The organism is Streptomyces sp. NPDC060027, assembly GCF_042737005.1.
In the GTDB taxonomy this organism is placed as follows: Bacteria; Actinomycetota; Actinomycetes; order Streptomycetales; family Streptomycetaceae; genus Streptomyces.
In genome coordinates this window covers 16,540-29,800 of the sequence record NZ_JBHWVI010000035.1, presented here as the reverse complement: position 1 = coordinate 29,800, position 13,261 = coordinate 16,540, and the positions used below count along the sequence as shown (strand labels likewise).

Below are 13,261 nucleotides of genomic sequence, written 5' to 3'. Positions count from 1 at the left end.
GGACCCCGGGTGGCGGGCCGAGCCGATGGGTGGCCCGGCGCCCCGGGCTCACCGGCGTATCAGCGTGCGTTCTCCGAGCGTGCCTTCAGGAAGTTCTCGAACGTTCCCTTCCCCACGGCGTGGGCCGGTGTGAGGTGGTGCCCCTCACGGAACGCCCGGTAGGTCTTGCCCGGCAGGCGTACGTCGAGCAGCGGGCGTCGCTTCCCGGTGGCGCGGAGGTGGGCGGCGGCCAGCGAGCGGAACGAGCGCACCTCGGGCCCGCCCATGTCCGCGACCCGCCCCGCGGGCGGCCCGGCCGCCAGTTCGGCCAGCCGGGCGGCGACCTCGGCGGCCTCGACCGGCTGGTCGGAGACCCCGGCCGGGAGGAGCAGCACCGGCAGTCTGGCGAGCCCGCCCAGGAGCTGGGCGACGAGGTCGTGGAACTGGGTGGTGCGCAGGATCGTCCAGCCGAGCCCGGACTCCTCGATCAGCCTCTCCACGGCCAGCTTGGTCTTGTAGTAGCCCATCGGCACCGCGTCGACGCCGACGATCGAGATGTAGATCAGATGCGGGACGGCCGCCCGGCGCGCGGCCGCGACGACCTGCGCGGCGGCCCGTTCGTCGCCTCCCCGCGGTGTGGTCGCGCAGTGCACGATCGCGTCCACTCCCGCGACGGCCGCGTCCAGGCCGCTGCCGCCCTCGCGCAGATCGACGGCGTACGGCTGCGCGTGCCGGCTGAGCACCCGCACCTCGTGCCCGTCCGCCCGCAGCCGCTCGGTGACGAGCCGGCCGAGGGTGCCGGTTCCGCCGGTCACCAGGATCGTGGTCATGCTGTTCAGCCCTTCGATGCCGGACGCTCCCGGGTGGAACGCCCCTCGTCAGCTGAGACCGGACAGCCCGCGCGGATGTGACAGCGGCCCGCGCGGGAGGACGGCCACCTGGCGTCGGCGGGCGTGACCCGTCTACGCGCCCGGATGGTGTGACCCCGTCTACGCACCCGGACGGCGTGACCCCGTCCACGCACCCGGATCGGGCGGGAGCGGGACCTCACGGGGCCGGGACCCAGGGGAGGGGAGGCGGTCGGAGCCGTCGGGCCGGACCCGCGCCAGCTGGCGCCCCACGAACTCCAGTTTGTCGGGGTTCAGCACCACCCGCACCTCCGTGAACAGCCCGTCGTGGACCTCGAACGCGGCGACGCCGATGACCGCGGCGACCCCGTCGGCGTCCTCGGGCCCGCGCGCGATCAGCCCGGCGCTGCCGTTGACCTCGGTCATCGACAGACCGACACCGTCCGCCAGGGACCGGCCGAGGACACCGGCCAGGAAGCGCAGCACCTTCTCCCGCCCCTCGACGGGCCGCCGTGCCGCGGAGACCTTGCCGCCTCCGTCGGACCACCAGGTGACCTCCTCGGCGAACAGCCGCTCCAGGCCGGCCAGATCACCGTCACGGGCGGCGGAGAGGAACGAGGCGACGAGCCGGGTCCGCTGCTCGGCGGGGGCCTCGAAGCGGGCCTCCGGTGCGGCGATCCGCCGTACCGCCCGCCGGTACAGCTGACGGCAGTTGGCCTCGCTCAGCTCCAGCACGTCGGCGATCTCCCGGTGGCCGTACGCGAAGGCCTCCCGCAGGACGTAGACCGCCCGCTCGGTCGGGGTGAGCCGCTCCAGGAGGACGAGCAGGGCGAGTGACACGGCGTCACGCTGCTCCGCCGACTCCAGGGGGCCGAGGGCGCCGCCCGCCGTGACGAGAGGTTCGGGCAGCCAGGGCCCCACGTACGTCTCGCGCCGTGCACGGGCCGAGGTCAGCCGGTTGAGGCAGAGGTTGGTGACGACCTTGGCGAGCCAGGCGCCGGGCCGCTCGACCTCCGCGCGGTCGGCGCCGCTGAAGCGGAGATAGGCGTCCTGCACCGTGTCCTCGGCGTCGGCGGCGGAACCGAGCATGCGGTAGGCGAGCCCGAACAGGCGCGGGCGATACGTCTCGAACTCGTCGGCGAGGCTCGTCGTCACGCCTCCAGCCTCGCAGAGGCCGGGATCCGGCGGACCGCACGGGTACCGGCGGCCGAGCCGGGTCCGGTTGGGGGACCCGGCGGCGGGGCAAGGGCCTTCGTCACCGCCGCCGGGTCGATCATGGGGGGACCGGCGATGAACGATCACGCAGTCTTGATCGAGGACACTAAGAGGACTAGACCATAGCGTCAATAGGTATGGACCAATATTGCGGCGGCGTGGTACGGCCCAAGGGCGCGCGGCGCGACGGGAGTTGGCTTGAGAGACCGTCTTGCGAATGTCCATGCCGAGTCTCTGTGAGCCACCCCACAGAGGTGCGGCCGCATGGGTGCCGATCGAGCGTGGCACACTGGCCCTGTACCAGAAGCAGCGCACTCCGGGGTCGGTGTAATTCCGAACCGGCGGTTACAGTCCGCGACCCGGTCGCTTCCAGCGGCCGGTTGACCAGGTGAAATTCCTGGACCGACGGTTAAAGTCCGGATGGGAGGCAGTGCGCGGCGGGCGGGCATGCGTGCGCGCTGCCGTTTGTTGCTCCTCGTCCTGCGGGACGAGTGACCTTTCGGCTTCGCTGCCTGTATGTCGCGGTCCGCTCATTCTGTCGTCATCGACAGGCCCCGGAGTCCGTGCCCTATGAGGCAGGAGGACCCGGGAAGTGTTCACCGGAATCGTCGAAGAGCTGGGTGAGGTCACCGCCGTCGAGACGCTCGACGACGCCTCGCGTTTCCGCCTGCGTGGCCCCGTCGTCACGCAGGGCGCGCAGCACGGCGACTCCATCGCCGTCAACGGAGTCTGTCTCACCGTGGTCGAGCACGAAGGCGACGAGTTCACCGCCGACGTCATGGCGGAAACCCTGAACCGCTCCAGCCTCGGCGCCCTCACCGTCGGCTCCCGCGTCAACCTGGAACGCCCGATGGCCGTGGGGGAGCGCCTCGGCGGCCACATCGTGCAGGGACACGTCGACGGCACCGGCGCGGTCGTCGAGCGCAAGCCGTCCGACAACTGGGAGATCGTCAAGATCTCGCTCCCGGCCGACCTCTCGCGCTATGTGGTCGAGAAGGGCTCCATCACGGTCGACGGCATCAGCCTGACCGTCGTCGACGCCGGCCCCGACTACTTCACCGTGAGCCTCATCCCCACCACCCTCGACCTGACCACGCTGGGCCACAAGCAGCCCGGCGACCCGGTCAACCTCGAGGTCGACGTCATCGCCAAGTACGTCGAGCGACTGCTCGGCGCCCGTGGCGAGCAGCCCGCCGGTCTGCCCGGCGCCCAGGGGGCCGGGCAGTGAACTGGCTCAACTCCGAGGCCTTCGTCCTCCTCGACCAGCACATCATGTGGTCGGACATGATCGGCAACGTGATCGGTCTGATCGCCCTCGCGCTCGGCTGGCGGCGCTCCATATGGAGCTGGCCCGTTCAGCTCCTGTCCGGCGTCATCCTCTTCGCGGCCTTCTTCGGTCACCTCACCGGCAGTGCGGGCAAGCAGGTCGTGGTCATCGCCGTCGCCCTGTGGGGCTGGTGGCAGTGGAACCGCGGCGAGGGCAAGGACGGACGCGTCTCCGTGCGGTTCGCCACCTGGCGCGAGCGCGCGTACATGGCGGGCGCCGCGGCCGTGGGCACGCTCGCGGTCAGCGGCCTGTTCCACCTCTACCCGAAGCTGTCGTGGGACCCCTGGCCGGACGCCTACATCTTCGTCGGCACGATCGTCGCCATGTACGCGCAGGCCCGCGGCATGGTCGAGTTCTGGTTCGCCTGGCTGCTGGTCGACCTGGTGGGTGTCCCCCTCAACTTCGCCAACGGCTACGCCTTCTCCGGTTTCGTCTACGTCCTGTACGGCGCGCTCGTCCTGTGGGGACTGCGCGACTGGTGGCTGCGCTCCCGCGAGGCCGGGCAGCCCGTCCTGGAAGGAGCTCCGGCATGACAACGGCGCCGGTTTGGTACAGCACCGGGCACGATCAAGACGCCTCGGACTTCGCGCTCGATCCCGTCGAGCAGGCCATCGCCGACATCGCGGCGGGCCGCCCCATCGTGGTCGTCGACGACGAGGACCGGGAGAACGAGGGCGACCTCGTCATCGCCGCCGAGAAGGCGACCCCCGAGATCGTCGCCTTCATGATGAGCGAGTGCCGCGGGCTGATCTGCGCACCCATGGAGGGCGACGAGCTCGACCGGCTGCGCCTTCCGCAGATGGTCGACGACAACACCGAGTCGATGAAGACGGCGTTCACGGTGTCGGTGGACGCGTCCGCCGCGCACGGTGTGAGCACCGGCATCTCGGCGTCCGACCGCGCCACCACCCTGCGGCTCCTCGCGGACGGCGCGGCCGGGGCCGACGACTTCGTGCGCCCGGGCCACATCTTCCCGCTCCGTGCCCGGCCCGGCGGTGTCCTGGCGCGCAACGGCCACACCGAGGCCGCCGTCGACCTGGCCCGGCTGGCCGGCCTGCGTCCGGCCGGAGCGATCGTCGAGATCGCGGGCGAGGACGGCCGGATGCTCCGGCTGCCCGAGCTGATCCCCTTCGCCCGCAAGCACGGCCTGACGATCATCTCCATCGAGGACCTGATCGCCTACCGCCGCTCCGCCGAGCTCTCGGCGACGCCCGGTGAGGGCGCGCTGCTCGCCGGACCCACCGTCCGCCGCGAGGCCGAGGTCCATCTGCCCACCGCCTTCGGCGAGTTCACGGCGTACGGCTACCGCTCCACCGCCGACGGCGTCGAGCACGTCGCTCTCGTCCACGGCGAGATCGGCGACGGCGAGGACGTCGTCGTCCGCGTGCACTCCGAGTGCCTCACCGGTGACGTCTTCCACTCGCAGCGCTGCGACTGCGGCCCCCAGCTGCAGACGTCCATGGAACGCATCCAGACCGAGGGCCGCGGCATCGTGGTCTATCTGCGCGGCCACGAGGGGCGCGGCATCGGCCTGCTCTCCAAACTCCGCGCGTACGAGCTGCAGGAGCGCGGCCGCGACACCCTCGACGCCAACCTGGAACTCGGCCTGCCCGCCGACGCCCGGGACTACGGCGCGAGCGCGCAGATCCTGGAGGACCTCGGCGTCCGGAGCCTGCGGCTGATGACGAACAACCCCGACAAGACCGACGCGCTCGTCCGGTACGGCCTGCGGGTCTCCGGACGGGAGCCGATGCCCGTACAGGCGGGCGAGCACAATCTGCGCTACCTGCGCACCAAGCGGGACCGGATGGGCCACGACCTGCCCTGGCTGGACACGACCACCGTGTCGGCCTGCGGGAGCCAGTGACACCGCACGACCGGTACCACCTGCACGACACACGCACTATCGGCAACACAGCACAGCGGGACTGAGGAGAGACGTGAGCGGCAAGGGTGCACCTGAACTGTCCGTACGCAACTGCGGCGACCTGCGGGTCGCGGTCATCGCGGCACAGTGGCACGACAAGGTGATGGACGGTCTCGTCGACGGCGCGCTGCGCGCCCTGCACGAGCTGGGAATCGACGAGCCGACCCTGCTGCGGGTCCCCGGGAGCTTCGAGCTGCCGGTCGTCGCCAAGGTCCTGGCGGGCCGCGGCTACGACGCGATCGTCGCGCTCGGCGTCGTCATCCGCGGCGGAACGCCCCACTTCGAGTACGTGTGCCAGGGGGTCACCCAGGGCCTCACCCAGGTCTCCATCGACACCGGCGTCCCCATCGGCTTCGGTGTGCTGACCTGTGACACCGAGGAGCAGGCCCTGGACCGCGCGGGCCTCGAAGGCTCCAACGAGGACAAGGGACACGAGGCGGTGACGGCCGCCGTGGCGACGGCGGCCACCCTCCGCTCAGTATCCGAACCCTGGCACTGAGGTACGGCACCGAGCGCGTAGGGTGAGGACCACCATGTCCAATAAGACGTTCGAGGAGCTCTTCACCGAGCTCCAGCAGAAGGCCGCCACGGGCGATCCCGCCACTTCGCGCACCGCCGAGCTGGTCGGCAAGGGTGTTCATGCCATCGGCAAGAAGGTCGTCGAAGAGGCCGCAGAGGTCTGGATGGCCGCCGAGTACGAGGGCAAGGACGCCGCCGCCGAGGAGATCTCGCAGCTGCTGTACCACGTCCAGGTGATGATGGTCGCTCGCGGGATCTCCCTCGACGACGTGTACGCGCATCTGTAGGGGCCCGTCTCAGCAGCGCCCCCCACCGAGCACGTCCACCTGTCCCACCCACTCCTGAACAACCTCACGCAAAGGAAGCCGACCTCATGCTGCGCATCGCCGTCCCCAACAAGGGTTCCCTCTCAGGCCCTGCGGCGGAGATGCTGCATGAGGCCGGCTACCAGCAGCGCCGGGAGTCCAAGGAGCTCAGGATCGTCGACCCGGAGAACGAGGTCGAGTTCTTCTACCTCCGCCCCCGCGACATCGCGATCTACGTCTCCTCGGGCCGGCTCGACATCGGCATCACCGGCCGCGACCTCCTGATCGACTCCGGGGCCAACGCGGAGGAGATCCTCCCGCTCGGCTTCGCCCGCTCCACCTTCCGCTTCGCCGGCAAGCCGGCCACCGCGAACGGCATCGCGGACCTCAACGGCATGACCGTCGCCACCTCCTACGAGGGCATCGTCGCCAAGCACCTCGCCGACCACGGCGTCGACGCCTCCGTCGTGCACCTCGACGGGGCCGTCGAGACCGCCATCGAACTCGGTGTCGCCGAGGTCATCGCGGACGTCGTCGAGACGGGCACCTCGCTGCGCAACGCCGGCCTGGAGGTCTTCGGCGACCCGATCATGAAGTCCGAGGCCATCGTCATCCGCCGCGTCGGAGCCGACCTCACCGAGGACGCCGAGCCCAAGGTGCAGCAGTTCCTGCGCCGGCTCCAGGGCGTCCTGGTCGCCCGGACCTACGTGATGATGGACTACGACTGCCGCGCCGAGCACCTGGAGAAGGCCGTCGCGCTCACTCCCGGCCTGGAGTCGCCGACCATCTCGCCGCTGCACAACGAGGGCTGGGTCGCCGTCCGCGCCATGGTCCCCTCCAAGGAGGCCCAGCGGATCATGGACGACCTGTACGCGCTCGGCGCGCGGGCCATCCTGACCACGGCCATCCACGCCTGCCGGCTCTGACAGGGATCTCGAACATGTCGGACCTTCCCGCCCTTCCCATAACCTTCCGCCCGTCCCGCACCCGGGCCGTGCTGCTCACCGCCGGCGCCACGATCCTCGTGGTCATCACCACGGTCGCCATGCTTCTGGAGCAACTCGGCCCGGGGGAGCGGCTCAGCTTCATCTTTACCGCGGCCCTCCTCTTCGGGGTGCTCCTGCTGCTCGCGCGGCCCAAGGTCGTCGCCGACGAGACCGGGGTCACCGTCGTGAACATCGCGAGCCGGCGGCACCTGGACTGGGCGGAGATCCTGAAGGTCAACCTGCGCCCCGGCGACCCCTGGGTGTTCCTCGACCTCAGTGACGGCACCAGCCTGCCGGCGCTCGGCATCCAGCCGGGCATCGCCAAGCAGCGCGCCATCGAGGACGCCCGGACCCTGCGCGCCCTCGCCGAGGCCCGCGCCATTCGCGAGCCCGGCGGGCACCGCGACGAACATCAGGGCTGACTCTCGCCCTTCCACCCTGCCCTGAGGGCCCATGTCTTGATTAATCTGTTGGCGGAGGCGTTTTCATCGCGCCTCCGCCTCCGATGTGCCCCCAGCCCTCAGAGGCTCCCTGCTACCCGAGGAGTGACTCCCTCCAGCGATGGACGGATCGTCCTGTAGTACCTGCGCCGCCCCCTTCCGACATATCGAGGCGGCGGCATGACCATCCCCCTGTTGCTCCTTGGCGCGGCGTTCCTGCTGATTCTCGCCAACGGCTTCTTCGTGGCGGCCGAGTTCGGCCTCATCACGGTCGAGCGCCCGGACGCCGAGCAGGCCGCGGCCGCCGGCGACAAGCGCGCCGGCACGGTCGTCGAGTCGCTCAAGGAACTGTCCTTCCAGCTCTCCGGCACCCAGCTCGGCATCACCATCACCTCGCTCGTCGTCGGCATGCTCGCCGAACCGGCGCTCGCCCAGCTGCTGGACGGCCCGTTCACCGCGATCGGGCTGCCCGAGGGCGCGGTGCCCGGCATCGCCGTGGTGGTCGGCATGCTGCTCGCCTCCGCCGTACAGATGGTGGTCGGTGAACTCGTGCCCAAGAACTGGGCGGTGTCCAGGCCGCTCCAGGTCGCCCGCTTCGTCGCCGGCCCGCAGCACGTCTTCTCCCGCCTCTTCCGGCCGGTGATCGCCGCGCTCAACACGGTCGCCAACCGGCTCGTCCGCGCCCTGGGCGTGGAACCCGCCGAGGAACTGGCCTCCGCCCGCACCCCCGGCGAACTCGTCTCCCTGGCCCGCCACTCGGCCCGGGCGGGCGCGCTGGAGCAGGACACCGCGGACCTCTTCGTCCGCACCATGTCGCTCGCCGACCTCACGGCCCAGCACGTCATGACGCCGCGAGTGAAGGTCAGCGCCCTCCAGTCGTCGGCGACCGCCGAGGACGTGGTCAACCTCACCCGTGCCACCGGCCTCTCCCGCTTCCCGGTCTACCGGGAGCGGATCGACGAGATCGTCGGCATGGTGCACCTCAAGGACGCCCTCGCGATCCCCTCGCACGACCGGCTGCGCACGCCTGTCGTCCGGATCGCCCAGGCCCCGCTGCTCGTCCCGGAGACGCTGCCCGTGCAGCCGCTCCTCGAACGGCTGCGCAATGAACAGCCGATCGCCGTCGTCGTCGACGAGTACGGCGGCACGGCCGGCGTGGTCACCCTGGAGGACATCGTCGAGGAACTCGTCGGTGAGGTCCGCGACGAGCACGACGACGTCCTGGGCGAACCGCCCGAGCTCGCGGCCGCCCCGCCCGAGGACGGCAGGCCCGCCTGGGACGCCGACGGCAGCTGCCGGGTGGACATCCTGCAGCGCATAGGCCTCGACGTTCCCGAGGGACCGTACGAGACCGTGGCGGGCCTCGTCGCCGACCTGCTCGGCAGGATCCCGGCCCCCGGCGACAAGGCCGAGCTCCCCGGCTGGCGTCTTTCGGTGCGCCAGGTCGGGCACTACCGTGCCGAACGCGTCCGCCTGGTGCGGACCGCGCTCGCCCCGGAGGCCGTCCGATGAGCGTGCTCCAACTCCTCTTCGCCGGCCTGCTGGTGCTCGCCAACGGCTTCTTCGTCGGCGCCGAGTTCGCCCTGGTGTCCGTGCGGCGCAGCCAGATCGAACCGCTCGGCACCGCGCGCTCCCGGCAGGTCCTGTACGGCCTGGAGCGGCTCCCGCAGATGATGGCGGCGGCCCAGTTCGGCATCACCATGTGCTCGTTGACGCTCGGCGCGGTCGCCGAGCCCACGGTCGCCCATCTCCTGGAGCCGGTCTTCGAGGCGGTCCGTCTGCCGGACGGGGTGATCCACCCCCTCGGCTATGTGATCGCGCTCGCCCTCGTCGTCTTCCTCCACCTCGTCATCGGCGAGATGGTCCCCAAGAACCTGGCGATGGCCGCGCCGGAGAAGACGGCCCTGTGGCTCAGCCCCGGACTGGTCGCCTTCGCGCGGCTGTGCCGGCCGGTCACGGTGGGCCTCGGCGCCTGCGCGCGGCTGATCCTCAGGCTGTTCCGGGTCGAGCCCAGGGACGAGGTCGAAGCGGTCTTCACCAGCGAGCAGCTCAACCGGCTCGTCGAGGACTCCGGACAGGCCGGCCTCCTCGACCCCGAGGAGCAGGAGCGCCTCGAGGACGCCCTGGAGCTCGGCTCCCGCCCGGTCACCGACGTCCTGCTCGACGGCGGCTCGCTGGTCACCGTGGACTCCTCGGTCACCCCGGGCCAGGTCGTCGCGCTCACCGCGCGCACCGGGTACTCCCGTTTCCCGGTGGTCGCGGAGAACGGCGCCTTCATGGGCTGCTATCTGCATGTGAAGGACGTCCTCGACCTGGAGGAGTCCGACCGCGCGGTCCCGCAGCAGATGTGGCGCCCCATGACCACCCTGCGGTCCGAACTCCCCCTGGACGACGCCCTCACCGTGATGCGCCGCGCCGCCACCCACCTGGCCCAGGTCGCCGACGCCACTGGGAAGGTCATGGGCCTCGTGACCCTTGAGGACGTACTGGAGCTGCTGGTCGGCGAGGTGCGGGACCCGGCGCACCGGGATGTCGCACCGGTGCGCGTCGCCGAGCCGCGCCCGAGCCCGGCCCCGGAGGAGGCGCTGGCGAGCTGATCGTGAGCGTGGGCCCCGGTTTCCCCGGCGGCCGTGCGACCGGTCCTTCCGGTCGTACGGCCGCCGGCGGCGCCGGGACCTTCTCACATGGCGGACGGATCCTGCGGGCCCCGTCCGGACAGGACCTCCCCGTAGGCCTGCATGAGGTCGGGCAGGCGCAGGGTCGACAGGTCGTCGCGCGAGGGTGTGCCGGGGTATCCCGACAGCCGCAGATCGCGATAGGCGCAGCTCTTCTCGTACAGGGTGCGCAGGAAGCGGCCGTTGCCGAGTTCGTCGATCCAGCCCTGGTCGACGACGTGGCCGGCGATCGACCGCAGCTCGTCCAGTGCCTCCTCGTCCCAGATGTCACCGTTCTCGGCGGCCAGCACCTCGCCGATGGAGGTCAGTTCGAGGGGGCGGTAGGAGGGGAAGTCCACGCGGGTGGTGAAGCGGGAGGAGAGGCCGGGGTTGGCGGCGAGAAGCCGGTCCATGCCCTCGGGGTATCCGGCGAGGATGACGACCAGGTGGTCGCGGTTGTCCTCGGCTCGCTTCAGCAGGACCTGGAGGGCTTCGTCGCCGTACGCGTCGCCCTTGCCGTAGCCGGAGTTGGACAGGGAGTACGCCTCGTCCACGAACAGGACGCCGCCGATCGCCGAGTCGATCAGCTCGTTGGCCTTCACGGCGGTCTGGCCGAGGTATTCGCCGACCAGGTCGGCTCGCTGGGCCTCGACCAGGTGGTCGCCGCCGAGCAGTCCGAGCGCGTAGAAGACCCGGCCGAGGATGCGGGCCACCGTGGTCTTGCCGGTGCCGGAGGGGCCGGAGAAGACGAAGTGCCGTTTGGGAGGCTGCACCGGCAGGCCCTGCCCGGTGCGCAGCCTTGCCATGTTCAACTGCGCCGACAGGGCCTTGACCTGTCGTTTCACGGGCTCCAGGCCCACCATGCGCTCCAGCTCGTCGAGTGCTTCCTCGAGTAATGCCGGGTCGGTCGGTCCCGCGGGCAGCGGCTGCACCGGCACCACGGCCTTCTCCCGGAAGGCGTCGGTCCGGGGCGGCAGCCCGCCGGGCGGCGAGGGATCGGGCTCCGAGAGTTTCAGGTCCCGCCCTTCGGAGCCGAACAGCGGATCCACTCCGTCCGGGCCCTCCAGCACGTCCTGCCCGATCCCGGCGAGCGTGATCGCCGCGAGATCGGCCGCGGCGTCGTCGTACCCGTCGCCCTCGGAGATGGCCGCGAGCCGCGCCGAGGTGTCCATGAAGGAGGGGTCGACCCGGTGCACCGCCCGGTACAGGGGGAGTGCCGCGGCCGACCGTCCGGTGCCCTCGTGGGCGCGGGCCAGCCAGTACCGCAGCTCCTTGCGCTGCGGCTGCTCGCTGCGGCAGCGCATCAGCGCGGACGACAGCAACGGCTCCGCCTGGCCGAACATCTCCAGCCGGACACGCGCCATGCCGCCGAACAGGCCGGCCTCTATGCCGAGCATCGGATCGTTGATCAGCGGATCGGTGTGCCGCACCAACTGGTCCCAGTCCTTCACCAGATAGGCGCGGCACGCGTGCAGGAAGCGCACCTGGTGGTCCGCGTCGACCGGTGGCAGACCGGCCAACGCCCGGTCCAGTTCGGGGACATGACGTCCGTCGAGCCAGTGCGAGGCGTGCGCGAGCAGCAGGTCGCGCGGGCTCTCCAGAACCGGTTGGACCCACCAGCCCAGCCAGTACCAGGAGTTGAGGGTGCGCCGGTGGCGGCCGCGCTGTTCGCCGAAGCGGTCCCGGTGCCGGAACATCCGCAGCAGCGCGGTCGTCGTGTCCACCCGCAGCGCGTGCAGTCCGAGCCAGCCGTCCGCCATACCGGGGTCCATCCGGACCGCGGCGCGGAACTCCTCCTCCGCCTGCGGGTAGGCGCCCATCGTGTAGGCGTCCACACCTCGCAGCCAGGCGAGGTCGGCCGGGGCCTCGGGGCCCTGCGTGCCGAAGTCCATCACGTCCCCCACAAACCGTGCCCCCGATGGTCGGGGAGTGTCTCGTGGATCAGGACACCCCCCTTGCCGCCGGGCCGGTGCCCGTCGGCAGCTCTGGTCGAACGACTGTGCCGCGGACGGGAGTTGCAGCGGTGCGCAGAGCAGCCGTCCGAAGGTCGCACCGAGAGGCATCGTACCTGCGGTACATGGGCCTGCCGAAGGGTGCCGCACACCCCGTTCCACGAGGTGGGAGCAGATGGGGCGCACTTCGGACGGTGACCCAGGGTGAGCGAATCATCCCGCGCAGCGTCCGGAAAGAGGGGGTGTGGGCAGAACGAAGCCCCCGATCACGGGGGAACAACCGGGGGCTTCGCGACTGCGGGGCGGCTCCCGAAGGCCGCTCATTGAGAACGTAAGACCTGTACGGCCCCCTGGTCAAGCAGAGTTGAGGCACTGAGGAAACTTCCCGTGCGCGGCTCTTCACAAGTTCAGCACACTGCGGGTGGTCCATCACGGTGAGTGATGAACTGGTCCGGTCCAGACGTCTCAACAGGCCCCGGCAGCACCTCATATCCCTCCGGACACTGCCGCACCACATGGTCCGCGAAGGGCCGCGTGGGGTCCTCGGCGAAGTGCCGGCGCTCCGCGTGGACCCACCCGGCCCAGAAATCGCTCTGCGCCTCCCCGTCCCGCCGCCGCCCCCGCGCCCAGGCCTCCTCGTGCGGCAACTCCATCCACAGGAGTCGCGCGAGCCACGGGCGCAGCAGCCGGCGTCCCGCGCCGACGCCCTCCAGAAGCACCACGGGCGCGGCCGGCAGCTCGCGGGCCGGTCCGAACTCCCGGGTGGTCCAGTCGTACGGGGCGTAGCGCGCCGTCTCGCCGCGCCCGAGCGGCTCGATCACCTCGTGCAGCAGGCGCCCGGTCCAGCCGAAGAGCTCCTCATGGGTGGCGATGTCGTCGAGGTGCAGTACGGGTGCGCCGCCCAGGGCCGACGCCAACTCCCCGGCGAACGTGGTCTTTCCGGAGCCCGCGTGGCCGTCGACGCCGATCAGGCGGGCGGGACCGCAGGAGGGCGGCAGTCGGCGCAGACGCGAGGCGAGCTCGTGAATGAGGTTTCCCGGGGTGAGATGCGAGGTGGGCATAGTTCTGGGGGACATTCTATCGATGTGCCGATCACAGGGGATCCACGG

General features: G+C 71.0%; 13 protein-coding genes and 1 riboswitch. Of the genes, 9 read left to right on the top strand and 4 right to left on the bottom strand.

Translation table 11 applies throughout. The features are described 5' to 3' along the window. Positions 1–59: 59 nt before the first annotated feature. The gene (locus ACFWBT_RS12070; protein WP_385698523.1) at positions 60–809 is read right to left on the bottom strand and encodes an SDR family oxidoreductase; all 750 of its coding nucleotides are present in this window, start codon (positions 807–809) and stop codon (positions 60–62) included. Between the two features lie 159 nt (positions 810–968). After that, positions 969–1,982, bottom strand: a complete 1,014-nt coding sequence (locus ACFWBT_RS12065) for an RNA polymerase sigma-70 factor (protein WP_385698519.1) — start codon at positions 1,980–1,982, stop codon at positions 969–971. Between the two features lie 367 nt (positions 1,983–2,349). Beyond that, positions 2,350–2,480, top strand: a riboswitch (FMN riboswitch). Positions 2,481–2,634: 154 nt separating this feature from the next. Between ACFWBT_RS12065 and ACFWBT_RS12060 the strand changes: the two genes are divergently transcribed. From ACFWBT_RS12060 to ACFWBT_RS12020, 9 genes are all read left to right on the top strand, one after another. Beyond that, positions 2,635–3,270 (top strand): riboflavin synthase, encoded by a 636-nt coding sequence (locus tag ACFWBT_RS12060; protein ID WP_385698516.1) that lies wholly within the window; start codon positions 2,635–2,637, stop codon positions 3,268–3,270. Further along, positions 3,267–3,902 (top strand): nicotinamide riboside transporter PnuC, encoded by a 636-nt coding sequence (locus ACFWBT_RS12055; RefSeq protein ID WP_385698514.1) that lies wholly within the window; start codon positions 3,267–3,269, stop codon positions 3,900–3,902. The genes ACFWBT_RS12060 and ACFWBT_RS12055 overlap by 4 nt, the downstream gene beginning before the upstream one ends. Then, complete coding sequence (locus ACFWBT_RS12050) at positions 3,899–5,236, top strand: bifunctional 3,4-dihydroxy-2-butanone-4-phosphate synthase/GTP cyclohydrolase II (protein ID WP_385698511.1); 1,338 nt, start codon at positions 3,899–3,901, stop codon at positions 5,234–5,236. The genes ACFWBT_RS12055 and ACFWBT_RS12050 overlap by 4 nt, the downstream gene beginning before the upstream one ends. Positions 5,237–5,309: 73 nt before the next feature. Next, the gene (gene ribH, locus ACFWBT_RS12045; RefSeq protein WP_266756416.1) at positions 5,310–5,795 is read left to right on the top strand and encodes a 6,7-dimethyl-8-ribityllumazine synthase; all 486 of its coding nucleotides are present in this window, start codon (positions 5,310–5,312) and stop codon (positions 5,793–5,795) included. 34 nt (positions 5,796–5,829) lie between these two features. Continuing rightward, positions 5,830–6,102, top strand: a complete 273-nt coding sequence (locus ACFWBT_RS12040) for a phosphoribosyl-ATP diphosphatase (protein ID WP_111665608.1) — start codon at positions 5,830–5,832, stop codon at positions 6,100–6,102. Positions 6,103–6,188: 86 nt separating this feature from the next. Beyond that, positions 6,189–7,046: an ATP phosphoribosyltransferase gene (gene hisG / locus ACFWBT_RS12035; protein WP_385698507.1), complete on the top strand. Its 858-nt coding sequence runs from the start codon at positions 6,189–6,191 to the stop codon at positions 7,044–7,046. Between the two features lie 14 nt (positions 7,047–7,060). Continuing rightward, positions 7,061–7,528 carry a PH domain-containing protein gene (locus ACFWBT_RS12030; RefSeq protein ID WP_385698505.1) on the top strand — a complete coding sequence of 156 codons (468 nt, stop codon included), beginning with the start codon at positions 7,061–7,063 and terminating at the stop codon, positions 7,526–7,528. A gap of 198 nt (positions 7,529–7,726) precedes the next feature. Beyond that, positions 7,727–9,058, top strand: a complete 1,332-nt coding sequence (locus ACFWBT_RS12025) for a hemolysin family protein (protein WP_385698502.1) — start codon at positions 7,727–7,729, stop codon at positions 9,056–9,058. Next, positions 9,055–10,143 (top strand): hemolysin family protein, encoded by a 1,089-nt coding sequence (locus ACFWBT_RS12020; RefSeq protein ID WP_385698500.1) that lies wholly within the window; start codon positions 9,055–9,057, stop codon positions 10,141–10,143. Before ACFWBT_RS12025 ends, ACFWBT_RS12020 begins: the two co-directional genes overlap by 4 nt. Positions 10,144–10,226: 83 nt before the next feature. On the opposite strand, the gene ACFWBT_RS12015 is transcribed toward ACFWBT_RS12020, so the two are convergent. Together ACFWBT_RS12015 and ACFWBT_RS12010 are read right to left on the bottom strand one after the other, a co-directional pair. Further along, the gene (locus tag ACFWBT_RS12015; protein ID WP_385698497.1) at positions 10,227–12,092 is read right to left on the bottom strand and encodes an AAA family ATPase; all 1,866 of its coding nucleotides are present in this window, start codon (positions 12,090–12,092) and stop codon (positions 10,227–10,229) included. Between the two features lie 467 nt (positions 12,093–12,559). Beyond that, positions 12,560–13,228 (bottom strand): uridine kinase, encoded by a 669-nt coding sequence (locus ACFWBT_RS12010; protein ID WP_385698495.1) that lies wholly within the window; start codon positions 13,226–13,228, stop codon positions 12,560–12,562. Positions 13,229–13,261: the final 33 nt, after the last annotated feature.

What these genes read in the sequence shown, in the direction of transcription:
- ACFWBT_RS12070 (WP_385698523.1), bottom strand. Translation starts at nt 809, where the DNA reads ATGACCACGATCCTGGTGACCGGCGGAACCGGCACCCTCGGCCGGCTC.
- ACFWBT_RS12050 (WP_385698511.1), top strand. Translation starts at nt 3,899, where the DNA reads ATGACAACGGCGCCGGTTTGGTACAGCACCGGGCACGATCAAGACGCC.
- ACFWBT_RS12040 (WP_111665608.1), top strand. Translation starts at nt 5,830, where the DNA reads ATGTCCAATAAGACGTTCGAGGAGCTCTTCACCGAGCTCCAGCAGAAG.
- hisG (WP_385698507.1), top strand. Translation starts at nt 6,189, where the DNA reads ATGCTGCGCATCGCCGTCCCCAACAAGGGTTCCCTCTCAGGCCCTGCG.
- ACFWBT_RS12030 (WP_385698505.1), top strand. Translation starts at nt 7,061, where the DNA reads ATGTCGGACCTTCCCGCCCTTCCCATAACCTTCCGCCCGTCCCGCACC.
- ACFWBT_RS12025 (WP_385698502.1), top strand. Translation starts at nt 7,727, where the DNA reads ATGACCATCCCCCTGTTGCTCCTTGGCGCGGCGTTCCTGCTGATTCTC.
- ACFWBT_RS12020 (WP_385698500.1), top strand. Translation starts at nt 9,055, where the DNA reads ATGAGCGTGCTCCAACTCCTCTTCGCCGGCCTGCTGGTGCTCGCCAAC.
- ACFWBT_RS12015 (WP_385698497.1), bottom strand. Translation starts at nt 12,092, where the DNA reads ATGGACTTCGGCACGCAGGGCCCCGAGGCCCCGGCCGACCTCGCCTGG.
- ACFWBT_RS12010 (WP_385698495.1), bottom strand. Translation starts at nt 13,228, where the DNA reads ATGTCCCCCAGAACTATGCCCACCTCGCATCTCACCCCGGGAAACCTC.